Source organism: Pseudomonas putida, assembly GCF_028682175.1.
Classification (GTDB): Bacteria; Pseudomonadota; Gammaproteobacteria; order Pseudomonadales; family Pseudomonadaceae; genus Aquipseudomonas; species Aquipseudomonas putida_AD.
Map to the genome: position 1 here is coordinate 71,918 of NZ_JANHKS010000019.1, position 22,788 is coordinate 94,705.

A 22,788-nucleotide genomic window follows, 5' to 3' on the forward strand; every position below is an offset into this window, starting at 1 on the left:
TCTCCTTGTTAGCGTCCCTCGCCCGCTCGCGTCAGCGCGGGTAGGCGCCGTTGTCGACTGCGATGACTTTCCCGGTCAGGTGGCGGCTCTGGTCAGACAGCAGAAACATGATCACATCGGCCACGCCCTGGGGTTCGATGGGCTCGTCGAGGATTTCCTGTCGTTCGTACTCCTTGCGCCGATGCTCGGGTATGCGGTCATGGATGGAGGTATTGCGCACCAGCGCCGGAGACACGGCGTTGACCCGCACCCGAGGAGCGAAATTCCAGGCGTTGGCCTTGGTCAGGCCGATGACGCCCGCCTTGGTGGCGCCGTAGAGAGCGTCCATGCTGCCCACCTCGCCGGCCACCGAGGTGATGTTGATGATGCTTCGCGAATGCTGCGCCTGGGGTTCGTGCCGGGCGAAATCCTTGGACAGGTAGACCAGCGACTTGAGGTTTACCGCCCACATTTCCTCCATGTCCCCGTCGCTGTAGTCGTACACGCTCTTGCCGTTGTAGACGCCTGCGTTGTTGACCAGCCCGTGCAGGCTGCGGTGCTTGTGAACCTCGTAGAGATTGCCGATGAACGACTGGTAGACCGATGCCTGGGCGAAATCGACCAGGTGGGTTTCCAGCCTGTGGGGTGGCAGGTCGCGTTGCAGGGCCTGCAAGCCGAGGCGATCCTTGTCGGCAGCGATCACGAAGAACCCCGCCTCCACACAGGCCATCGCGGTGGCCCTGCCAATGCCGTTGGCGGCGCCGGTGATAACGATCTTTTTCATGGATGTCCCTGTTGCACGAAGTGATTCATGCGCTCGTAGAACGGCCGATGGACCTGGTAATACGCCATCAGATGGGGGGATTCAGTGAGCTGGCGTTCGTCGAATCCGGTTTCCGGCGCGACGATCCGGGTGCTGCTCTCCGCCTCCTTGTGCCAACTGCGCCAGGCCATCCATTGCGCAGGGCAACCGGCCTCCCAACTGAGCGCCTCGGGCAGGAAGTCCAGCTGCAAGTGGTCACAGAGCCTGCGCAGGGTCTGCTCCGGCTGCCTGGCCAGGTCATCGCCATTGACCACGTAGGGAATCTTTCCGGTGAGCCGCGTCACCTCGCAGAAGATTTCGTACAGTGCCTTGTGCCCGATGGCCGCCAGCGGCATCTGCGCGAACATCGCGTGGTGGGACAGGATGGCCCGGCCCGGCTCGCGAATGATGAACACGTTCTGCTGCTCCAGCAGAAACTCGGGGTCGGCCTTGAGCTCGTCCAGGCAGTGGTAGCACATGTCCTTGTGAAACACGTTGCGGGCCTGGCGGGTGTCGCGCAGCAACGCCTTGATCGCTTCGTAGCTGCGCGGCAAGCCGCAATCCAGATCGTCGTGGGGGATGGCCGACTGCTCGTCGAACGCCATGTGCGCGAAGGGTTCATGGAACACCTCGAAATCGCCGCGTTCGATGAACACCCGCTCAAGCACCGTCGAGCGTGAACGCGGGTGCGCCCACAGCGCGATCATGCGGTTCATGAGGCACGCTCCATGGGCATGCCATTCACAGGCGCGCCGTGCGCATTCTTGACGAACGCCAGCAAGCGCTCCTGGCCATCGCGTGCATCGCGGCTGGCGGTGATGAACGCCGGATGACGGGAAAATTCGGACGGCGCCAGATCGCCTTCGAAGTACGCCTGGTTGAAATAGGGAATCGCCATCAGCCGGTTCAGCACCCGCTTGGGCACCTGCACCCAGTCCCGGGCGGGCACGATCGGCTGGCCTTGCTGCTGGCGGCGGATGAGAAACTCGAGGATCTGCGGCGTCATGGTATAGAGCGTGGCATCCGCCCCGGTGCGCTGCAGGTGCCAGCAGTGCTCGCGGCCGCGCACATCGGTGTCGATCTTCAGGCTGCACAGCAACAGCCGCGCCGGTGTCTGCCAGCGGCGCAGCAGCGCCTGCATCGCCTGATAGACCGCAAGCTCGGCCCAGCGCCGGTCGGCTGCGGTCAGGTGCAGACGGCGCTGCCGGGCCTGGCCTTCGAACTCGGGCTCGGCGCCCAGTCGACCGATCATGAAACTGATGACATAGCGTGCATGATCGGTATTCACGCCCTGAACCTGTGCACGAAGGCGTCCGTTATGGATGGCCTTGAGGCAGGCGGCCACCTGCGACACCGTAAAGCAGAAGGTGTTGTTGACCGAACAGCCCTCGGCCACCAACTGTTCGATGGCGCGATAGCCCTGCTCGCTGCCCGGCACCTTGACCATGACATTCGGCGCCAGGCTCGCCAGTTGCAGCCCCCGGGCCACCAGCATCCCCTCGCCCATGCGCTCGCCGCCATCGATCTGCGCCGACAGCCAGCCATGGCGCCTGGCAGAACCCACCCACGAGGGATAAAGCACATTCGCGCCTTCGACAATGGCTTGGTCATAGACCCTGCGGGCCTTTTCGGCACTGGGCAGGCTCAGGGACAGGCTGGCGAGGTAGTCGCGCCATTTAGCGCTGTTTTCCAGTACGGTGCGGCTGATCAGGCTTGGATTAGTGGTGGCACCGCTGATATCGCCAGCTTGTCGCGAAAAGACTTCGGGAAATAAATGAGCGATGTAATCCGACATATCGGGATAAAGCGACAACATGCGCCTTTTAAAGAGGGCGCACTCTGTGGGGGACGAATCCCACCACACTTCGGAGTCCATGTTTTGCTGTTTCAACAGGCGAGCGAATCCGGGGACGTCCATGTGCAGAGTCCTGTGTGCAAATATCCATGAATGGTGGTGAAGGCCCCAGTGGAGCTGGGCAAAATGCCAGTCTGGTCAGACCGATAGTCAGGGACGCTGAACCGTCGGTGATAAAGATGGATCCAAGTGGATTACCTGTCAAACTCGTTTCGATGGATTGCTAATTATGAATAATTATAAAAAGAGCAATTGATAGATCTTAAAAACAAAATAACTTCAATATCGAGCCATACCCTCATTTGAATAACATCATTCGAATTAACTCTTTAACAAATAGTATTACTTATTACTGACAAGTTATTTATTTGGCGCCTATTTGTTGGACATGAATATAAACCACACACTTTTACGGTTATGGATGCAAAACATTCTAAGGACCGTGATATGCAACATTCTTCCGATCAGCGTTTTGCAACGTTTCAAGGCATGGGGCTGCGCTGGTAAAACCGGCACGCCATTTGAAAGCCATCACAGCGCTTGATCGAAACCTGTGGCGCTGACAGCGTTCATAAAGGCAAGGCAAACTGCCTGCGAAAAAAAACCAGGAACCGAGGGACCCGACCGTGAGTACACCTATCAATACCGAACGCTACAGCTACAAGGCCCGCTGGTTTCACTGGGTGATGGCCGTGCTGATCGTGCTGGCCTACGCGCTGATTCTCAGCCGCAGCCAGTTCGCCAAGGGCACCGATCTGCGCGCGCTGGTGGTCCAGAGTCATTTCTGGGTGGGGATCGTGGTGTTCATCATGGCTTGGTTTCGCATCGCCGAGCGTCACCGCCACACGCCCCCGGGCATCACCCCGCCACTGGAGGGTGCCCTGCGTCTGGCCGCGACCATGTCGCACTACGCGCTGTATGCCTTCCTGTTCGCGCAGCCGCTGCTGGGCCTGTTCACCGTGTTGCTGGAACGCGGTGCGTTACCGATTCCGCTGACGTCGCTGAGCATTCCCGCTCCGTTCGCCATCGCCAAGGACACCGCCGAAACGCTGGAGCATTACCACGTGCTGCTGGGGACGATCTTCTACTACGTCATCGGGCTGCATGTGATTGCAGCCCTTTGGCATCACTTCGTGCGCAAGGACAATACCGTGCGCCGCATGGTGTAGCCCGCTCGATCAGCCCTTGGCGCGGGCTTCGGCGAGGAGTTGCTGGATCACCTGCTCCTGGGTGTCGTAGCCGCCTTCGCCGAAGTGGGTGTAGCGGATCTGGCCCTGGGCATCGATGATGTAGTGCGCAGGCCAGTACTGATTGCCGAATGCGCGCCAGATGGCGTAGTCATTGTCGATGGCAATCGGGTAATTCAGGCCCAGCTTGGCGACGTTCTTGCGCACGTTGTCCACCACCCGCTCGTAAGGGTATTCAGGGGTGTGGACGCCGATCACCACCAGGCCGTCCTTCTCGTACTTCTTCGCCCACTCGTTCACATAGGGAATGCTGTGCTGGCAGTTGATGCAGTCGAAGGTCCAGAAATCCACCAGCACCACCTTGCCCCGCAGCGACTCCTTGCTCAGCGCTGGCGAGTTCAGCCATTGCACGGCACCGGACAGCGACGGCATTTCACCCTTGGCGCTGACATCAGGTGCCGAGGCTGCCTTGACGCTGCTGATCAGGTAATCGATGACCTTCGGCACGCCGCTCAGCAGGCCCTGCTCCACCGCCGCCGCGCCCTGGGATGAGGTGCCAGCCAGCAATTGATTCTGCGAACCGCTGGCAATGGTCACCGCCACCACCAGCGCCGCAAGGCCCGCCCCGCGACGCAACCAAGAAGTGACCGGCAGCGACAGTTTCATCTTCGCCACCAGGCCGCGCCCGGCGAAGATCAGCGCCCCCAGCGACACCGCGCTGCCCAGGCCATAGGCCAACAACAGCAGGCTGGTCTGTGCGCTCGGGCCTTGCAGCATGGCGCCGGTCAGGATGATCCCCAGGATCGGCCCGGCGCAGGGCGCCCACAACAGCCCGGTGGCCACGCCGATCAGCAACGAGGCCGAAGGGCCGGACAGCCGGCGGGTGGCCGGGTCCAGGCGATTGCCCAGTGTCACCAGGGGCCAGGTCAGCCAGTGACCGATCCTGGCCGACAACAGCGACAGTGCGAACAGCACCAGGATCACCAGCGCCACCTGCCGGCCGATGCCGTTGGCGGTCACTACCCAATCACTGCTCACCACCGCAAGGCTTGAAACCAGGGCGAAGGTCAGGCTCAGGCCGAGCAGCGTCAGCAGCACCGAGGACACCGAGCGGTCGGCGCGGGCGAACAGAAACGGCACCACGGGGAGGATGCAGGGGCTGAGAACGGTGACGATCCCGCCCAGGAATGCGATGAGCAACATAGGGAGTACCTGCCTGATCAGTTGTCGTGGCAGCCGCCGGAGAAGCTCTTGTAGTCGAGCACGTGGGTCTGGTTCATCGAATCCAGGTAGGTCAGTTGCGAGGTGACGACGCCGCAGACCGGGGTGGTGCCTTCGTGGGAGGAGATGACTTTCTGGATGTCCAGGTGGTCGCCGTATTTGTAGGCCTGTGGTTTGGCCAGGTCCTGGGCCTGGGCAGACAGGGCGCCCAGGCTCAGGGCGGCGAACAGGGTGGCGATTGAGAGGTTTTTCCAGTTCATGGCGATCTCCAGAGGTTTTCAGTGTGTTCAAGGTTGTGTGTTTCGTTGGAGCCCATTGAACGGTCTGGAGGTATCGCGGATGTGTCGGGGGGGCGGGGCTATTTCATCGGTAAGTGTCTGTGGGGGGTGTGGATACAGTGAGATACAAATCCTGGGGATCGGTGGATGATCGTTCCCCGCTAAATGATCGTTCCCACGCTCCGCGTGGTAACGGCTCGTTTGACGCTCCGCGTCTTTGGGCGACGCCGTTATTGTGTGTATATCCGTTATGGCGGTGGTTGGGCTTTAGGGTTTCGCCCCTTACGGGCGACTGACTTTCCTTACGGGGAAAGTAAGCAAAGCCATTGCGACAGGCTGGGGCCCTTCGGGCTTCCCTCGCTCCGGCGCCGCTCCGGGGGCACGCCGTGATGGGCCGTCCCTGGCCCGCACGGCTTTCGCGGCATCCCTGCCGCTCATCCCCCTCCACGACACCTGCGCTCGGCCTGGCGCCTTAACGTCGCGTTCGGCGGCGCCTGCACCACCGCGTATGAAGATCAAAATCAAAAACACACCACCATCCCGTAGCAGTCCGGCTTGCCGGCGTCAGCGCCCTCAAAATCGCCCCCGCCGGCAAGCCGTGCTGCTACGGGTCGGTGCTCGCATCTGTAGGAGCGCGCTTGCCCGCGATGGCGTCTTCAAGATCGCCGACGCCGGCAAGCCGGACTGCTACGTGCGGGTTGACTCAACCCTGTAGGAGTGAGCTTGCTCGCGATGGCGCCCTCGAGATCGCCCCCGCCGGCAAGCCGTGCTGCTACGGATCGGTGTTCGCATCTGTAGGAGCGCGCTTGCCCGCGATGGCGGCCTCACGATCGCCCCCGCCGGCAAGCCATGCTGCTACGGGTCGGTGCTCGCATCTGTAGGAGCGCGCTTGCCCGCGACGGCGCCCTCAAAATCGCCCCCGCCGGCAAGCCGGACTGCTACGGGCGGGTTGACTCAACCCTGCAGGAGTGAGCTTGCCCGCGATGGCGCCCTCGAGATCGCCCCCGCCGGCAAGCCGTGCTGCTACGGGTCGGTGTTCGCATCTGTAGGAGCGCGCTTGCCCGCGATGGCGTCTTCAAAATCGCCGACGCCGGCAAGCCGTGCTGCTACGTGCGGGTTGACTCAACCCTGTAGGAGTGAGCTTGCTCGCGATGGCGCACTCGAGATCGCCCCCGCCGGCAAGCCGTGCTGGTACGGGTCGGTGTTCGCATCTGTAGGAGCGCGCTTGCCCGCGACGGCGTCTTCAAGATCGCCCGCATCAGCAAGCCGTGCTGCCGTAGACATAAATTCCTGACCCACCTCCAATCCAATCCAGAGCATCTAAACTCCTCTCACGCACAATCGTCATACGCCACGGGCATCTGGTGAGTAATATCGCTGCAGCCACGGTCTCAGGACAGCATCCTTTAGGTCTGCTCGATGAACGACAAGTACACACCCCACAATTGGGCACCCCACGAGCGGCCGACGATTCCCGGGTCGCCGTCTACGCCTTTGCATTCCACGCCCAAGCGCTGGGCGTTTGCGATTGTCGGGGTGATCGTTGCCCTCACCGGCGGCCTGGGGAATGCGCTGGTGGTTGCCAACCTGCAATACCTGCAAGGCGCGCTGGGTGCGACCCAGGCTGAGATCGCCTGGCTGCCTGCCGCCTATGTGATGACCAACGTCTCGATCAACCTGCTGCTGGTGAAGTTTCGCCAGCAGTTCGGCCTGCGGGCGTTTACCGAAGTGTTCCTGGTGCTCTACGCACTGGTGACCTTCGCCCATCTGTTCGTCAACGACATCGAATCGGCCATCGCCGTGCGCGCCGCCCACGGCATGGTCGGCGCGGCGCTCAGCTCCCTGGGCCTTTACTACATGATCCAGGCCTTCCCGCAGAAGTGGCGCATGAAAGCGCTGGTGCTGGGCCTGGGCACGGCACAGCTGGCCACACCGCTGGCGCGGCTGGTGTCCGAAGACCTGCTGCAGATCGCCGAATGGCGCGGGTTGTACCTGTTCGAGCTGGGAATGTGCCTGCTGTCCCTGGGCTGCGTGTTGATCCTCAAGCTGCCGCCAGGTGATCGCTTCAAGGCTTTTGAAAAGCTCGACTTCCTGACCTTCATCCTACTCGCCACCGGCTTCGCTGCCCTGTGCGCGGCGCTGTCGCTGGGGCGCATCGAATGGTGGCTGGAGGAGCCGTGGATCGGCGTGGCCCTGGCCTCCTCCATCGCCTTGATCGTGATAGGCATCTGTATCGAGCACAACCGCACTCGCCCCTTGCTGATCACCCGCTGGCTGGGCAGCGGGCGGATGATCCGCTTCGCCATGGGCGTGTTGCTCACGCGCATCGTGCTGTCGGAGCAGGCCACCGGCGCCGTGGGTTTTCTGCAGGGCATGAATCAGGGCACAGAACAGTTGCACACCCTGTATTTCTTCATGCTGCTGGGCAGTGTCGCGGGGCTGGTGGTCAGTGCGATGACGATTCACCCGCAGCACCTGTTCAAGCCGCTCATCATCTCCCTGGCGCTGATGGCCACAGGTTCGATCATGGACAGCTTCTCCACCAGCCTGACCCGTGGCCCGCAGATGTATTTCAGCCAGTTCCTGCTGGCGTTCGGTGGAACCTTCTTTCTCGGGCCGACGCTGGTGCTGGGCATGAGCGGCGTGTTGAGCAACCCGCGCAACATGGTCAGTTTCTCGGTGCTGTTCGGGATCGCGCAGAACGTCGGCAGCCTGATCGGCTCGGCGTTGCTGGGCACCTTTCAGGTCTGGCGCGAGAAGTTTCATTCGGCGCACATCGTCGAGCACGTGACCCTGCTCGACCCGCAGGTGCAGGCGCGCTTGCAGAGTTCCAGCGCCTCGTACCTCTCGGCCATCGCCGACCCTTCGGCGCGCACCAACCAGGGCATTCGCGCCCTGGCCACCGCCGCGACCCGGGAGGCCAATACCCTGGCCTATAACGATGTGTTCATGCTGATCGCCCTGATCGCGATCCTGACCATGATCTGGATCACCAGCCGCGCGACCTGGCTGTGGATCACCACCGAACCGGTCGCGCCGTTCACGCCATCCCCTTCGACACCCTCTTCCGTTCAACCCAGCGGCGTACAACCTTCATGACAGAACCGAGCAAGCCTTCCGGCACCCCACCGCCCACCCAGGCCGCCCCGGCACCTTCGGCAAGCCCCGCCCCGGCACCGGCAGCGATGCCCGCCACCAGCCAGCCGCGTTCGGCGAAGATTCGCCTGGTGTCGTCGATCCTGTTCGGCGGTGTCGCGCTGGCCGGGGTGCTGGTGGTGCTGTACGCCTGGCAACTGCCGCCGTTCAGCAGCCCCATCGAAAGCACCGAAAACGCCCAGGTACGCGGGCAGACCACGATCATCGGGCCGCAGCTGAGCGGCTACGTGTATGAAGTGCCGGTGCAGGATTTCCAGTGGGTCAAAACAGGCGATCTGCTGGTGCGCATCGATGACCGCATCTACCAGCAGCATCTGGATCAGGGCCTCGCGCAATTGGGCATTCAGAAAGCCGCGCTGGACAACAACCTGCAACAGCGGCGCAGTGCTGAAGCGACCATCGTCCAACGCCAGGCAACGGTCGCCAACGCCCAAGCCCAGAGCGAGAAGGCCGCCGCGGACCTGCGCCGCAGCACGGCACTGGTGACCGATGGCTCGATCTCGAAAAGCGAACTGGACGTGACCCGCGCCGCCGATGCCCAGGCCCGTGCCGCCCTGGCCGAGGCCAAGGCCACGCTGGAAATCGCCCGTCAGGATTTGCAGACGGTGATCGTCAACCGCGGCTCCCTCGAAGCCTCGGTGCAGAACGCCGAAGCCTCCATCGAGCTGGCGCGTATCGACTTGAGTAACACCCGCATCACGGCGCCTCGAGACGGCCAGCTCGGCCAGATCGGCACCCGCCTGGGCGCCTACGTGAACTCTGGCGCGCAACTGATGGCGCTGGTGCCAAAACCGCGCTGGATCATCGCCAACATGAAGGAAACCCAGATGGCCAATGTGCGCCTGGGACAGCCGGTAACCTTCACCGTCGATGCCCTGGAAAACCGCAAGATGCGCGGACGGGTGCAGCGGATCTCGCCAGCGGCGGGTTCAGAGTTCAGCCTGTTGCCGGCGGACAACGCCACGGGCAACTTCGTGAAGATTGCCCAGCGGATCCCGGTGCGGATCACCGTGGATGACGATCAGGACGGCGTAGAGCGCCTGCGCCCGGGGATGTCAGTGGTGGTGAGTATCGACACCAGCCAGGACGGCCCGGTGCCGCCGGATCCTGTCGACGGCTCGGTGGATACCCAGCACTACCAGCACTAAGGGGTCGCCCGTTCATCGGCTCGACAAGGAACCTGCCAGCAAAAACCACGGTCACCTGCCGGGAGGGCAACTACACTGCCCTTCCTCCCTTGGCGGCCCGACTGCCTCACGCCTGGTTTGCCATCTCCCTCGATCAGACAGGATGACGCGCCATGAAAACCCCAGGTCCGGATCACCCCATCACCATCGCCCCGCTCAGAGGCCGGGTCACCGTGCAATTCAAGGGCGTGCGTGTCGCGCAAAGCGACAAGGCGCTGGAATTGAAGGAAGCACAGTACCCGGCGGTCATCTATGTGCCCCGTTCGGATATTTCCATGGAACATTACGAAATAACCGACCATCGAACACATTGCCCCTACAAAGGGGATGCCAGCTATTTCAGCCTCAAGGCCAATGGCGAGTCCGCTGAAAATGCCGTCTGGAGCTATGAGCAGCCCTTCCCTGCGGTCAAGGAGATCGCCGGGCACGTCGCGTTCTATCCAGACAAGGTGACGATCGAAGTCCACTGATGCTCAAACCGGCGCAGCAATGCGCAGGCAAACACCGGAGAAAGCCCCGATGACGCGCCACTCCCGTCAGCTACGTGAAACACCTGCCGCCACTGCACTGTACAAGCGTTATCAGAGCGTTCGCAGCCGTACCGAACAACTGGTCGCACCGCTGAGCCCCGAAGACATGGTGGTGCAATCGATGCCCGACGCCAGCCCCGCCAAATGGCACATGGCGCACACCACCTGGTTCTTCGAGACCTTCCTGCTGGCTCCGAACATCCCCGACTACACGCCGTTCGATCCCGCCTTCTGTTACCTCTTCAACTCCTATTACGAAGCCGTCGGCCCACGCCATCCGCGCCCGCAACGGGGTCTGATGACCCGCCCCGGTGTCGATCAGGTGCGCGCCTACCGCGCCCATGTCGACGAACAGATGGCCCGGCTTTTTGCCGGCAGCCTTTCGACCCAAACCTGCAGCCTGATCGAACTGGGCCTGGCCCATGAAGAGCAGCATCAGGAACTGCTGCTGATGGACATCCTGCACCTGTTCAGCCTGTCCTCGCTCAAGCCCGCCTATGATCCGCGCTGGCCCAAGGATACCTCCGGCCGCCGCGGGCGTTTCAAGCCGCTCAACGCCGGCCTCACGCAGATCGGCCATGGCGGCGAGGGTTTTGCCTTCGATAACGAAGGCCCGCGCCACACCACCTACCTGCAGGCGTTCGAGATCAGCGACCGGCTTGTCACCAACGGCCAGTGGCTGAGTTTCATCGCCGATGGCGGCTATCACACCGCTGCATTGTGGCTGTCCGAAGGCTGGACGCTGGTGCAGGAAGCTGGCTGGAATGCGCCACTGTATTGGCAACATGACGACAACGGCTGGAAACGCATGAGCCTGCGCGGCCTTGAAGCCATCGATCCGAATGCCCCGGTCACCCACATCAGTTATTACGAAGCGGCGGCCTTCGCCAACTGGGCCGGCGCACGCCTGCCCACCGAGGCTGAATGGGAAGCCGCCGCCCGGGCAGGCTTGCTCGAACAGGTTGACGACGTGGCCTGGCAGTGGACCCAGACCGCCTACAACGCCTACCCCGGCTTCAAGCCTTCGGTGGGTGCGGTGGGCGAGTACAACGGCAAGTTCATGGTCAACCAGATGGTCTTGCGCGGTGGCGCCAGCGTGACCTCGCCCGAGCATTGCCGAGTGACCTATCGCAATTTCTTCCATGCCGAAAAACGCTGGATGGTGTCGGGCCTGCGCCTGGCCCGTGATGCGCGCCAGCCCGGTGTGGTCAACCCCCACGACAGCGAATTTGCCCGCGACGTGGTCGCCGGTCTGTCGGCGCCGGTCAAGACCCTGTCGCCCAAGTATTTCTACGACGCCAAGGGTTCGGACCTGTTCGAGGCCATCTGCGAAACCGCCGAGTACTACCCCACCCGCGCCGAAACCGGGCTGTTGACGGATGTCGTCGGGCAGATTGCCGCGACCATCCCCGAAGGTGCCGCACTGGTGGAGTTCGGCAGTGGGGCCAGCGAGAAAACCCGTCTGCTACTCGACGCCGCGCCGCACATCGCGGTGTATGTGCCGATCGACATCAGTGCCACGGCGTTGAACAAGGCGGCCAAGGCCTTGCGCCAGCGTTATCCATCGCTCGTGGTGGCGCCCCAGGTGGATGATTTTACCCGTGTGCTGACCTTGCCCAAGGAAGCGAACGGCCACACTCGCGTCGGATTTTTCCCCGGGTCCACCATCGGCAATTTCACCCATGAACAGGCCGTGGAGTTTCTGCACTCGGCCCACGATGTACTGGGCAGGAACGCGCATTTCATCGTCGGCGTGGACATGGTCAAGGACGAGCACACGCTGGTGGCGGCCTATGACGATGCCGAAGGTGTGACGGCACGCTTCAACAAGAATCTGCTGACGCGGATCAACCGTGAGCTGGGGGCGAACTTCAACGTCGACGCCTTCCGCCATCTGGCAGCCTGGAATGCCGAGCAGGCGTGCATGGAGATGCATCTGGTCAGCCAGATGGATCAGGTGGTCGAAGTCGCCGGGCAGCGTTTCCATTTCGCCGCCGGTGAGCGGTTGCACACGGAAAATTCGCACAAGTTTACCGTGCAATCCTTCACCGCCCTTGCCGCGCAAGCGGGCTGGACCGTGACCGAGCACTGGGTCAGCGACGCGCCAGAGGTGGCGCTGTTCAGCCTGCAGGCCTGAGCATCTGTGGGAGCGGGCTTGCCCGCGAAGGCGTCGGGTCGGCCACCACCGATGCGTCCGGGCTGGCGCCTTCGCGGGCGAGCCCGCTCCCACAGGACCACCCCTGGGTCAGATGCCCGGAGTTGGCGCTGTGCGCGGATCATAAGGCATCGACAGGCAAAGTTGCCCGCCCACCCTGCAACTATTCGTCATTGTCATATGCAAATTTGCACTGTTAGCATCCCTGACGAACTTCATGGAGCGCGGCTGGTTTTTGGCCGCCTGAACGAGAACAAGAAGCAACAGGGAGTCTGCAATGACGGCACAGGTAGTATCGGCCCACTCTTCAGGTCAGGAACCGGCCTGCGACGCCGTTCTGTCCGAAGTACGCAACCATATCGGGCACATCACCCTCAATCGCCCGCAAGGGCTCAACGCCATCGATCTGGACATGGTCCGCCAGCTGCAGCAGCAACTCGACCACTGGGCAAACGATGACAAGGTCTACGCCGTAGTCCTGCGCGGTGCCGGCGAGAAGGCCTTTTGCGCGGGCGGTGACATCCGTGCGCTGTACGACAGCTACAAGAACAACCTGCCCCACCATCAACAGTTTTTCGTCGAAGAATATGCCCTGGACCTGACCCTGCATCAGTACCGCAAACCCGTCGTGGCCTTGATGGACGGCTTCGTGCTGGGCGGTGGCATGGGGCTGGCGCAAGGCGTGGATCTGCGGGTGGTCACGGAACGCAGCCGCCTGGCGATGCCGGAAGTGGCTATCGGCTATTTCCCCGACGTCGGCGGCAGCTATTTCCTGCCTCGGGTCCAGGGCGAGCTGGGGATCTACCTGGGCGTGACCGGCGTGCAGATCCAGGCCGCCGACGCGCTGTATTGCGGCCTGGCCGACTGGTACCTGCAAAGCGCCCGGCTCGATGACCTGGACCGTCAGTTCGACAACCTGAAGTGGGCCCTGACCCCGCTCAAGGACCTGCAAGGCGCGCTGGCCAAGGTCGCAGTGCAACAACTGCCGGACCCGCCGCTGGAAAAGCTGCGTCCGGCCATCGACCACTTCTTTGCCCTGCCGGACATCCCGAGCATCATCGAGCAACTGCTGGAAGTCACGGTCGTCGACACCCACCGCTGGGCCGTCGACACCGCCAACCTGATGAAAACCCGTTCACCGCTGGCCATGGCCGTGACGCTTGAGCTGTTGCGTCGCGGGCGCCACCTGCCGCTCGAAAGCTGTTTCAGCCTTGAACTGCACCTGGACCGCCAGTGGTTCGAACGAGGCGACCTGATCGAAGGCGTTCGCGCCCTGATCGTAGACAAAGACAAGAAACCGCAATGGAGCCCGTCCTCAGTCCAGGCCTTGAACCCTGAACACGTGGCGAGTTTCTTCAGCGGTCATGAGGCCTGACCATGCAAGACCTTGAACTGACCGAAGAACAGATCATGATCCGCGACATGGCGCGTGAGTTCGCCCGCCATGAAATCGCCCCTCACGCCAGAGATTGGGAAACCGCCGGCTGGATCGACGATGCCGTGGTGGCCAAGCTCGGCGAGCTGGGCCTCTTGGGCATGATCGTCCCCGAGCAATGGGGCGGTACCTACATCGATTACGTGGCCTATGCGCTGGCAGTCGAAGAAATCTCCGCAGGCGACGCCGCCACCGGCACGCTGATGAGCGTCCACAGTTCGGTGGGCTGCGGGCCGATTCTCAATTACGGCAGTGAAGAGCAGAAAACCCGGTGGCTGGAGAAACTCGCCACAGGCGCGGCCATCGGCTGCTTCTGCCTGACCGAGCCACAGGCCGGTTCCGAAGCTCATAACCTGCGCACCAGGGCCGAACTCAAGGATGGGGAGTGGGTGCTCAACGGCGCCAAGCAGTTCGTCAGCAACGGCAAGCGTGCGCAACTGGCCATCGTGTTTGCGGTGACCGACCCTGAACTTGGCAAGAAGGGCCTGTCGGCGTTTCTGGTGCCCACCGACAACCCCGGTTACAAAGTCGATCGCATGGAACACAAGATGGGCATTCGCGCCTCGGACACCTGCGCGGTGACCTTGAGCGACTGCCGCATCCCGGCGGCAAACCTGTTGGGCGAGCGCGGCAAGGGCCTGGCGATTGCCCTCTCCAACCTCGAAGGCGGGCGCATCGGCATTGCCGCGCAGGCCTTGGGCATCGCCCGCGCCGCGTTTGAAGCAGCGCTGATTTACGCCCGCGAGCGTGTGCAGTTCGACAAGCCGATCATCGAACACCAGAGCGTCGCCAATCTGCTGGCCGACATGCACACGCGGATCAACGCCTCGCGGCTGATGGTCCTGCACGCCGCACGCTTGCGCACGGCGGGCAGGCCCTGTCTGTCGGAGGCTTCACAGGCCAAGCTGTTCGCCTCGGAGATGGCCGAGTGGGTCTGCTCCAAGGCGGTGCAGATCCACGGCGGCTACGGCTATCTGGAAGACTACCCGGTGGAAAAATACTATCGGGATGCACGCATCACCCAGATCTACGAAGGCTCCAGCGAAATCCAGCGCTTGCTGATCGCCCGCGAGCTGCGTCATTACAGCCTCTAGTCGGTGACGCTGTCAGGGGCTTGGCGGCACCAGTCTGTTACGCCCCAACAGCAGCACCAGCAATGTCACCGAGTCGGCGTTGCCCATCATTACCCGTACCCGCACATCCTCGTCGGCGAGGAACAACCGGCGGGCCTCAGCCAGGTCCGCAGCACCACTGAACTTGAGCACCCCTTTGTACGCTGCCCCATCGGCAGGCTCCAGGGCGCGCCTGACACCGCCTGTGGAAATCATGAACAGGCTGTCCCTGTCCGTGCTGGAAGACAGGCGCCGCTCACGCAGATGCTGCACCCTTCGATAAAAGCTGATTTGGGTCGGGGTGTCCTGGGCCAGCAGATCCGGGTAGGGCAGCATCGAATCCAGGTAAGCGATGTCCTCGGTATCGAGCACCAGATGGCTCAACTCATGGATCAGGTTCGCCGCCCTATGGTGCACGCCTTCATTGAAGCCTTGGGCGGCCGCCTCGGCATTGAGCGCAGACAGCGGGGGGTGGAAGAACTTTTCAGTGAGGAACACACGCCGCTGCGGATCGGTCTTGATCACGAATGCCGTCACCTGCTCGAATCCAGGTCGCGCGGTGCCCACCACGTACCGCGACGACGAGAAGGGCGAAAGCGTAGGATCCATCACCGCATCGAACAGGGTGCTGATAGCGTTTCGGGTCTTGGTGAGCAGGCTGGGCAGCGCTTCGCTGACTCCGAAAAACTCCCTGATGATCCGCAAGACCTCGTCATTGTGCCGCTCCCCGGCTCGAGGTGTTCGCAGGTTATCCAGACAGTTTTCCAGCACGCGCTTGGCATGCAGATGCGCCTGACCGATGCGCCTGGCGCGATCGCGGAACAGCATCCTGATTTCAGGCATACCGCTGGCTTCGATGATGATCGTGCTCTCGACACTGCTGATGATCCGTGACTCACGGAACCGGCTGGCGAACCCGCCACCGCCACGCAGGCGCAGTTGCAAATCGAGTTGCCAACGCTGATGGCTATCGGACTTGAGACTGGGTCCGGGAGAACCGTCGGCCCCCACAATCCGCCAGTGCCCATCCTCGGCAACCCGAGCCACCTGATAGACCCGACCGTTCACGACGGCATAGGGCACCTCGCCGTTCCTGCTCTTGTACAGGTTCAACAGGGCATCGTGATCCATGTCCTTGAGCGCCACGTTTTTCGCTTGCAGCGAATCGAGCCGGCGAAGCTGCTCAACCGTCAGCGCTTCATGACTCCAGCCCGCTTCAGGTTTGCCTTCGCTCTCCTCACCGACCGACTCCAGACGGTTGCCATGTCGATCATGCAGGATATCCTCTTTGATCTTCTGCTCACGGGCCGAAACCATGATCCCCAGGGCTGCGCAGAACTCCGAAAGCGCCTCGCCCCAGCGTCGCCCGGATACCGAAGCGGCAGAGGCTTGAAACAGGCCGGTGCTCTGCCACAGTGCGACTAGTGTGGCCAGCCTGCCGGGCAGCAGCATGAGCAACTGCTCAAGCCCCAGCAATCCCAGAAACTCCCGACCCGCCTGGTCTTCCTGTGCATTGGTCACGACAGCAGCCACGCTGTTGGAATCGAGCAGTTTTACAGTGTCTTCGAACATCAACTGCAGGGCGTTGCCTTTGACGGGCTCCATCGCAAGGGTAACCGGCCCTGGGGTGGTGAACGGCACGTCGTTCGTTTCAGTGGTGAACGGCAGGTGCGGCTCGACGAAACCGCCATGGTCGTAGCGCGGTTTCACTTCTGAAGCCACCCGGTCCAGCAGAATCTGTTGCAGGGCTTTGTCAGTGCGGATGGCAGCAAGAAGGGCAGCCTGATCGCTGAATTCACGAAACGTAGTCAGCGGATGAAGCAAGGCGAACAGCACCACCGGCCCCTGCTCTGCCCCCGCCGCCGAAATAAGGTATACACCGCGCACAGTGTCGGGCGGGATGTCCGGATCGGCCACCAGCCGCAGCGGACTGACAATCACATCGACCTTGTCGATCGGTTCGCGGGCGATGCCGTCGGGCATCTCGAATACCTGGAAAATGTACTGATAGGCCTTTGCGCTAAGCTGCTCCCTGAACTTTTCCTCGAGTGCCAGCGAGAGCAGCATCGCGGGCAATTGCTCGGTGAACATTCGCTTGCGCTCGTCGTAGCCGGGGTCAGCGGGGCCAAGCGACTTGCGCAACAGGGCCAGATATCCGCTGCCGACATCCAGGGTCCTGACCAGGTTGCGCAGATGGTCAGGCGTCAGCAGGCGCACCACCTCGGGATCGGCAGACTCGACACTCAGCGCTGCATCCTGTTCGTGCTTGAAGCGATTGATCGCATAGCGGGTCAGCGTTTCGCTTTTCTTGAGGGTCGCGGCAGGGACCAGAGAAGGCATTTGTCCTGTCGGAGGCAATGCGTTCACATAATGGCGAGCAGTCACGATCACCGAGTCCGGGTCGATGGTGTGGCCGGGGAAATCCAGCGCAAGTTGAGCCTTCAACTGGTTCGCGGCGTAATCGTGCACCGTCGGAAGATCCACCAGAAATTTCTTGCCGCCGTCGGTGGCCGCATAATAGCGGCGGACCATGTCGCGGAACACCTTCAGGTCTTCCAGCGGCACCTTCGTCAACCACTCGGGCAGCATCTCTTCGAACAAGGTGGTGCTGACTCGCGTCCACAATCCGTCGAGGGTTTCGATCAATTGCCCATCGACTTCGGCCGCCCCGGCCAGACGGGCAAACAGTTGCGCCTCAAGTGCGCAGCGCTCGACACGCTGGCAGAGCTGTCCCAGATCCTGTTGCTGGCGAGCCAATGCATGCTGCGTCAGTGCCTGGGCGATGTCCTGGGTTACCATATGCAGGTGCACCTGCGCCCCGTTGGTGGCGGAGGCGTTCAGGTGCTGACGCAGGTCGGCGCTGTCACCGTCGCCAAGGCGCTGTAACCATCCGTCGCGATCCTCGCTGCGCAACTTGCGCAGCAGCGCATCTTTCAAGCGTTGGATCGAGGTGAATTGCTGCCAGCCGCCCGCGCCACTCCAGAACATCACGGCGCTGTCGGGATCGTCCGGCCGCATCACCACCAGGGTGTCGGTCAGCATGGCGTTTGACTTGGCGAAGGCCAGCGACAGGGTGAACGCCTGCACCATCATTGCCGTGCGGGGGCGCAACGAAAGGGCCGGATAATCCAGAACCTGAGTGACCATGTCGAACGCCAGCGGGTCTGTCCAGCCCTGACGCTTGCTCAGTGCAAGGTCCAGGCGCATGCAGTCCTGGCGCAGGCTGAGCGCCGTTCGCGCAGGCTGAATCGCCTGGTCTTCATGGCGCAGCAACCCGGTTCTGGACTGTTGGAACGCCTGGATATACGCCGAGGCGAAACCTGTCGCTACCTTGCCCAGCATGTGGTCGATGACCTCGCCGGGCGGACTATGGAACGTGGTCCCGCGTCCCTGCACGATCTGCGCATCGACAGGCAATGGCGAGCTCCGATGGCCACTCACCCGATCCAGCAGCAAGGTCCTCACATCGAAGGCGACCAACTGCGTCGAGTCGCCCTCGGCGGCCTTGCTGCTCCAGGTCACGTACAGGTCCTCGGCCCGCGCCTGCGGCCCGAACAGCACGCAGAGGTAGGGCTGCAAGACCTGGGAGGCGTAATCCAGCAGCACGTTACTGGTCTGGCGCAGGGAGATCGACAGGCTTTCGAGCAGGTGTGTCTGCTCGACCCAGGTGGGCATCTGGAACTCGTCGAGCCCGGACTGCGGATCCACCGCCTGCTCAGCGTCTTCGTCGATCTGTGGCAGCGGCCCAGGTGGTGGGACCGGGTCAGGCGTAGGCGCAGGCGTGTGCCAGGTACGCAGGAAGTCACGGGCTTCTGAATGCCAGCGTCGTGCTCCAAGGACCTGCTGTCCGGGATCAAGCAACTGACGGACGTCCAATGCATCATCGATCATCGCTACCCAGGCATCACCCGTGGTGGACAACTGCGTCGCGTACTCGAGGTTGCGCGCCTGCATTGCGATGATCGAAGCCACCCGCTCGGCGATCAGGGGCGTCAGGATCTCGTGCTGCTCGACCCGCATCACTGCCTCTGTCGGCAGGGCTCGCAGGTCATCCAGCGCGAGGGCAGGACGAAGCTGCTCCAACCCCTGCGCCGAGGTAAGGTGAGCAGTCAGCGCTGCCCAATCGGCAAATACCGTCAATTGCTGATCCGGCGCGAACCATATCAACGATTGATCGCCGTCCATGCGTGGCTGAACCACAAAGGTGCTCGCCAGAGGCAACGGCGCGCCGTCTCCGGCCTGCAGCGTCAACTTCCAGCACGGGGTGGCGGCCTGCTCGGTGGTATTGTCCATTGCCCAGCGCAACACCGATCTCAGTGCCCTCAACGTAGCCGGTGTCAGGTTGGCATCGCGAGCGCGCACGTCCAGATGACGGAGCAGGCTCGCGCTGAAGCAGTCATTGGCCATGTCCTTGCGCGTGTGGGCGTGCTCGCCGCTCACCGGTGCCAACCAGTAGTTGTCGAGCAGCTTGGCGTAGTGTTCGTTGACCCCTGTAACCGCATCAGCCATTGCCTGGGTGTACAGCAAGGCATCGGCGGTGCCGACGATTGCCCCTTGCAGGTCGAGAAACTGCCGTCTGCAGCCCTTGACCACAGTGGCACCGCGATACTGGTCAAACACCGCCTCGGCCAGGGTCTGAGTCATGATGATCTTGCCGGCGTTGGTGCCCTTGTCGATGACGATGCGCAGCAGGTGCGTCTGCGGGTCGATCGCAAGCTTGGGGAAAGCCACCTCCAATTGCCGCTTCAATGAAGCCGTCGAGGCATCGTAAAGGCTCGGCATCTTGCACAGTTCAGTGCTCATACGCCCCATCTGTTCGACCTGATGATCGATACACGTCAGTGCCTGGGCCTTGAACGGGTCACCCTCGAGCCGCTCGACTTCGAAGAGGGCGTTGGGGTCATCTTTGGCGAACCGGTCGCGCAACATGGCCAGCAAGGCATGACGATCGGCGTAAGCCTCTACTCCCCTGCTCAGGCTGAACAGATAGACCTGAGGCCTGGCGGTATCGGTGTGACTCAACAACAGTGCCGCCGACAGCTCGAACGGGTTGGCCGAGCCGTCGCCACGCATCAGCCGGTCGACGCGCACAGGGTCTGGATCGTTCTCGACCGCAGGCCGTGCCGGCCCCAGCAGCCAGGTGTGTTCGGTGGGGCTGAACAGTTTCTTCTGCCGCGCGGCGGCCAGTTCATCGATATAGCGACGCTTGAGCGCCTCACGCTGGAAAAACTCGGGTGTAATGTCGGGCATGTCTGCTCCTGGTCGTTGTGCCCGCCCAGAGCGGGCGGGCATTCATGACAGGAGCGTATGGAGAAACGTCGTACCGTCTGCGTTACATAGTGCTGTACATGCGCGTCGACATTTGCGATTCAATGGATCAGGTACGCAGTGCCTTCAACTCCTGCGCGGGGTCCTGTGCTTCAGGCAGTTCAACCATGGCCGGGCGGCTGTTCCAGTGCGGGATCAGCACCAGTGCCGAGACCAGCGCGCAGGCAGCGAAGACGATGAAAACCGTCACGGTGTCGAAATAACCTGGCAGCAAGCCACCGAGAATCGCCCCCACCGAGCCGCAACCGTTGACGAAACCCGAGGCGGTCGCGGCGGCTCTGGCGGTGCCGAAATCGATGGCCGCAGTGCTGCTGATCATCGAATCCGGCCCGTACAGCGTCAGGCCCATGACGAACAACAGCGCCACCACCAACAACACGCTGCCGGTGTGCATCGCACCCATGAACAGGCCCAGCGCAACGGTCAGCGCCACCAGGCTCAAGACACAGGCCGGCATACGCCGGGCGCCGAACAGTTTGTCCGAGGCAAGGCCAATCATGATCGGTCCCAGCAGCCCGGCCAGTTCGAATGCAGTCGGCACGATGGCGGCGCCGACCTTGCCGACATTGGGCATCTGCTCGAAGACGATCACCGGGCCCCACAGCAGAATCGCGTAACGCGCCGGCTTGAGCAGGAAGTACGCAAGGCCCAACGTCAGCACCGTGCAATTGCGCAGGATCTCCTTGAGCGGCGTCCAGACGCTCATGCCCTTCTGCGCATCGAGTTGCGCCGCACTCAACTCGGGTTCGGGCTCCACGGCTGGCAGGCCGACATCCTGGGGCGTGTTGCGCTGAAAGATGAAAAACAGCAACGCCACAAAAGCCACCACCGCTGCGCTGGAAAAGAACGCCGCGTGCCAGGTGCCGATCAGGTCATAGGCCCACCAGCCGGCAAACGGCGAGGCCACCAGGCCGCCAAAGGCGTAGCAGGAACTCCACAGCCCCAGCACCCGCCCGCGCTGGATGGCCGGGAAAAACGCGCCGATGTTCTTGCACAGCCCTGACCAGCCGGTGGACTGCGCCAGGCCCTGGATCAGCATGCAGGTGGCAAAGATCGGCAGCGTGGCGAAGCTACCCATGACCACCGCGGCTGCGGCGGAAATCAGCAAGCCGCCGAGCACCACCACCCGCGGGCCGAAGCGGTCGGCGAGCATGCCCCAGGTGAACTGGCCCACGGCATAGGCAGCCAGGTAGATGGCGTCCATGTTCGCCATGGCCATCTTGTCTAGGTGAAACGTCGGGTCCTCGGCGATGCCCAGCTTGGCCACCGAAAAGGCTTTGCGGGTGAAATAGAAAGCAGCGTAGGCAAGCCAGGTGATGGCGAAGATCTGCACGCGCCAGCGCTTTATCGTTGCGACGGTATGGTTCATTGGATCTGACCTCGGGGTTGAGTGTGCCGGCAGAAATCTAAGGAATAACGCCTGTGTTCTTATTGGTGTAAGCACGGCATTCGCCGCCCTTTGATGGGTTGCGAATGGTCAGATGAGTCGCCAACGGTGTGCCGCGTGCACACAGCACCCGGTGGTCGCTCATGGCCTCGACCGGCCAGTCGTGTCACGACCGTCGTTCGGGCTGGAGGGGATCAAAGCAAGTGCAGACTAATAAGTGAAATCGATTTATCGTATTTCAAATATAAGTTCAGCTTGTAACAGGTGATTGCATGTCGGTGTCCCACGCGCAGTTGAAAGCCTTCCACGCCGTCGCCCAGCACGGCAGCTTCACCGTTGCCGCGCAAAAGCTGTTCCTGACCCAGCCGGCGATTTCCGATCAGGTGCGCAAACTCGAAGAGCGTTACGGGGTGATGCTGTTTCATCGCAACAAGCGCTCGGTGAAGCTCACCGACCTGGGCGAACGTCTTCTGGGCATCACTCAACGCTTGTTCGCCGTGGAAATGGAAGCGCAGGAACTGCTACAGGATTCCCAGGCCCTGCAAACCGGCAGCCTGACCCTGGCGGTGGATGCGCCCGTGCATGTGCTGCCGCAGATCGCCCGCTTCTGCGAGCGTTACCCCGGCATCACGGTAAAAATCGAAACCGGCAACACCGATGAATCGCTGCACCGGCTGTTCAACTATCAGGCCGACCTGGCCTTGCTCGGGCGGGATGTCAGCGATGACCGGCTGCTGTCGATTCCGCTACGCAGCGACCCGTTCGTGGCGTTCGTTGCGCTGAGTCATCCGTGGGCGAGCCGCGCCTCCATCACCCTGGCGGACTTGCACGACACGCCGTTGGTGCTGCGTGAGCCGGGTTCGGTCACGCGGCAGATCGTCGAAGAAGAAATGAGCCGCCTGGGCCTGAAGATCCGCCCGGCGATTCAGGTCGAGGGGCGTGAAGCGGCCCGCGAGGCAGTGGTGGTGGGGATCGGCGTGGGGGTGGTGTCGGCCGCCGAGTTCGGCGCCGATTCACGGGTGATCGCCCTGCCGATTCTGGACTGCACCCGGCGCATGACCGAAACGCTGGTGTGTTTGCCCGAGCAGAGCTCGCGGCGGGTGGTGGCGACTTTTCTGGAGATGGTGAATGAAGGATTGGCATCCTCATCCCTGTAGGAGCGCGCTTGCCCGCGAC

General features: G+C 62.3%; 15 protein-coding genes. 8 read left to right on the forward strand and 7 right to left on the reverse strand.

From position 1 onward, the window contains the following. Positions 1–31: 31 nt before the first annotated feature. Genes NPS29_RS15260 through NPS29_RS15270 form a run of 3 tightly spaced genes read right to left on the reverse strand, consistent with a single transcriptional unit; the run spans position 32 to position 2,576 of the window. Positions 32–763 carry an SDR family NAD(P)-dependent oxidoreductase gene (locus NPS29_RS15260; RefSeq protein WP_274133565.1) on the reverse strand — a complete coding sequence of 244 codons (732 nt, stop codon included), beginning with the start codon at positions 761–763 and terminating at the stop codon, positions 32–34. After that, the gene (locus tag NPS29_RS15265; RefSeq protein ID WP_274133566.1) at positions 760–1,497 is read right to left on the reverse strand and encodes a sulfotransferase family protein; all 738 of its coding nucleotides are present in this window, start codon (positions 1,495–1,497) and stop codon (positions 760–762) included. Before NPS29_RS15265 ends, NPS29_RS15260 begins: the two co-directional genes overlap by 4 nt. Next, a complete protein-coding gene (locus NPS29_RS15270; protein WP_274133567.1) occupies positions 1,494–2,576 on the reverse strand; it encodes a transaldolase family protein in 1,083 nt (360 codons plus the stop codon). Before NPS29_RS15270 ends, NPS29_RS15265 begins: the two co-directional genes overlap by 4 nt. Positions 2,577–3,262: 686 nt before the next feature. Between NPS29_RS15270 and NPS29_RS15275 the strand changes: the two genes are divergently transcribed. After that, complete coding sequence (locus tag NPS29_RS15275; RefSeq protein WP_274133568.1) at positions 3,263–3,805, forward strand: cytochrome b; 543 nt, start codon at positions 3,263–3,265, stop codon at positions 3,803–3,805. Positions 3,806–3,814: 9 nt separating this feature from the next. On the opposite strand, the gene NPS29_RS15280 is transcribed toward NPS29_RS15275, so the two are convergent. Both NPS29_RS15280 and NPS29_RS15285 read right to left on the reverse strand, forming a co-directional pair. Next, entirely contained in the window at positions 3,815–5,026 is a 1,212-nt protein-coding gene (locus NPS29_RS15280) for a cytochrome c biogenesis protein DipZ (RefSeq protein ID WP_274133569.1), read from the reverse strand. Positions 5,027–5,043: 17 nt separating this feature from the next. After that, positions 5,044–5,304: a DUF2790 domain-containing protein gene (locus NPS29_RS15285; protein WP_274133570.1), complete on the reverse strand. Its 261-nt coding sequence runs from the start codon at positions 5,302–5,304 to the stop codon at positions 5,044–5,046. A gap of 1,437 nt (positions 5,305–6,741) precedes the next feature. Here NPS29_RS15285 and NPS29_RS15290 point away from each other — a divergent pair. The 6 genes from NPS29_RS15290 (at position 6,742) to NPS29_RS15315 (ending at position 14,879) form a co-directional block, all read left to right on the forward strand. Continuing rightward, on the forward strand, positions 6,742–8,421 hold the full coding sequence (locus NPS29_RS15290; protein ID WP_274133571.1) for an MFS transporter: 1,680 nt from the start codon (positions 6,742–6,744) through the stop codon (positions 8,419–8,421). Next, entirely contained in the window at positions 8,418–9,626 is a 1,209-nt protein-coding gene (locus NPS29_RS15295) for an HlyD family secretion protein (protein WP_274133572.1), read from the forward strand. Before NPS29_RS15290 ends, NPS29_RS15295 begins: the two co-directional genes overlap by 4 nt. Positions 9,627–9,778: 152 nt before the next feature. Continuing rightward, positions 9,779–10,135, forward strand: coding sequence for a DUF427 domain-containing protein (locus NPS29_RS15300; protein ID WP_274133573.1), 357 nt, complete (start codon positions 9,779–9,781; stop codon positions 10,133–10,135). A gap of 49 nt (positions 10,136–10,184) precedes the next feature. Further along, positions 10,185–12,332, forward strand: a complete 2,148-nt coding sequence (gene egtB / locus NPS29_RS15305; RefSeq protein ID WP_274133574.1) for an ergothioneine biosynthesis protein EgtB — start codon at positions 10,185–10,187, stop codon at positions 12,330–12,332. 295 nt (positions 12,333–12,627) lie between these two features. Beyond that, positions 12,628–13,725: an enoyl-CoA hydratase/isomerase family protein gene (locus NPS29_RS15310; protein WP_274133575.1), complete on the forward strand. Its 1,098-nt coding sequence runs from the start codon at positions 12,628–12,630 to the stop codon at positions 13,723–13,725. Between the two features lie 2 nt (positions 13,726–13,727). After that, positions 13,728–14,879 (forward strand): acyl-CoA dehydrogenase family protein, encoded by a 1,152-nt coding sequence (locus NPS29_RS15315; RefSeq protein ID WP_274133576.1) that lies wholly within the window; start codon positions 13,728–13,730, stop codon positions 14,877–14,879. A 12-nt stretch (positions 14,880–14,891) separates the two neighbouring features. Here NPS29_RS15315 and NPS29_RS15320 read toward each other — a convergent pair whose 3' ends face one another. Further along, positions 14,892–20,147, reverse strand: a complete 5,256-nt coding sequence (locus NPS29_RS15320) for a dermonecrotic toxin domain-containing protein (protein WP_274133577.1) — start codon at positions 20,145–20,147, stop codon at positions 14,892–14,894. A 127-nt stretch (positions 20,148–20,274) separates the two neighbouring features. Next, positions 20,275–21,594: an MFS transporter gene (locus NPS29_RS15325; protein ID WP_274133578.1), complete on the reverse strand. Its 1,320-nt coding sequence runs from the start codon at positions 21,592–21,594 to the stop codon at positions 20,275–20,277. Positions 21,595–21,884: 290 nt separating this feature from the next. Here NPS29_RS15325 and NPS29_RS15330 point away from each other — a divergent pair, with 290 nt between their 5' ends. Continuing rightward, a complete protein-coding gene (locus NPS29_RS15330) occupies positions 21,885–22,769 on the forward strand; it encodes a LysR substrate-binding domain-containing protein (RefSeq protein ID WP_274133579.1) in 885 nt (294 codons plus the stop codon). The last annotated feature ends 19 nt before the right edge of the window (positions 22,770–22,788 follow it).

What these genes read in the sequence shown, in the direction of transcription:
- NPS29_RS15260 (WP_274133565.1), bottom strand. Translation starts at nt 763, where the DNA reads ATGAAAAAGATCGTTATCACCGGCGCCGCCAACGGCATTGGCAGGGCC.
- NPS29_RS15265 (WP_274133566.1), bottom strand. Translation starts at nt 1,497, where the DNA reads ATGAACCGCATGATCGCGCTGTGGGCGCACCCGCGTTCACGCTCGACG.
- NPS29_RS15270 (WP_274133567.1), bottom strand. Translation starts at nt 2,576, where the DNA reads ATGTCGGATTACATCGCTCATTTATTTCCCGAAGTCTTTTCGCGACAA.
- NPS29_RS15280 (WP_274133569.1), bottom strand. Translation starts at nt 5,026, where the DNA reads ATGTTGCTCATCGCATTCCTGGGCGGGATCGTCACCGTTCTCAGCCCC.
- NPS29_RS15285 (WP_274133570.1), bottom strand. Translation starts at nt 5,304, where the DNA reads ATGAACTGGAAAAACCTCTCAATCGCCACCCTGTTCGCCGCCCTGAGC.
- NPS29_RS15290 (WP_274133571.1), top strand. Translation starts at nt 6,742, where the DNA reads ATGAACGACAAGTACACACCCCACAATTGGGCACCCCACGAGCGGCCG.
- NPS29_RS15295 (WP_274133572.1), top strand. Translation starts at nt 8,418, where the DNA reads ATGACAGAACCGAGCAAGCCTTCCGGCACCCCACCGCCCACCCAGGCC.
- NPS29_RS15300 (WP_274133573.1), top strand. Translation starts at nt 9,779, where the DNA reads ATGAAAACCCCAGGTCCGGATCACCCCATCACCATCGCCCCGCTCAGA.
- egtB (WP_274133574.1), top strand. Translation starts at nt 10,185, where the DNA reads ATGACGCGCCACTCCCGTCAGCTACGTGAAACACCTGCCGCCACTGCA.
- NPS29_RS15310 (WP_274133575.1), top strand. Translation starts at nt 12,628, where the DNA reads ATGACGGCACAGGTAGTATCGGCCCACTCTTCAGGTCAGGAACCGGCC.
- NPS29_RS15315 (WP_274133576.1), top strand. Translation starts at nt 13,728, where the DNA reads ATGCAAGACCTTGAACTGACCGAAGAACAGATCATGATCCGCGACATG.
- NPS29_RS15320 (WP_274133577.1), bottom strand. Translation starts at nt 20,147, where the DNA reads ATGCCCGACATTACACCCGAGTTTTTCCAGCGTGAGGCGCTCAAGCGT.
- NPS29_RS15325 (WP_274133578.1), bottom strand. Translation starts at nt 21,594, where the DNA reads ATGAACCATACCGTCGCAACGATAAAGCGCTGGCGCGTGCAGATCTTC.
- NPS29_RS15330 (WP_274133579.1), top strand. Translation starts at nt 21,885, where the DNA reads ATGTCGGTGTCCCACGCGCAGTTGAAAGCCTTCCACGCCGTCGCCCAG.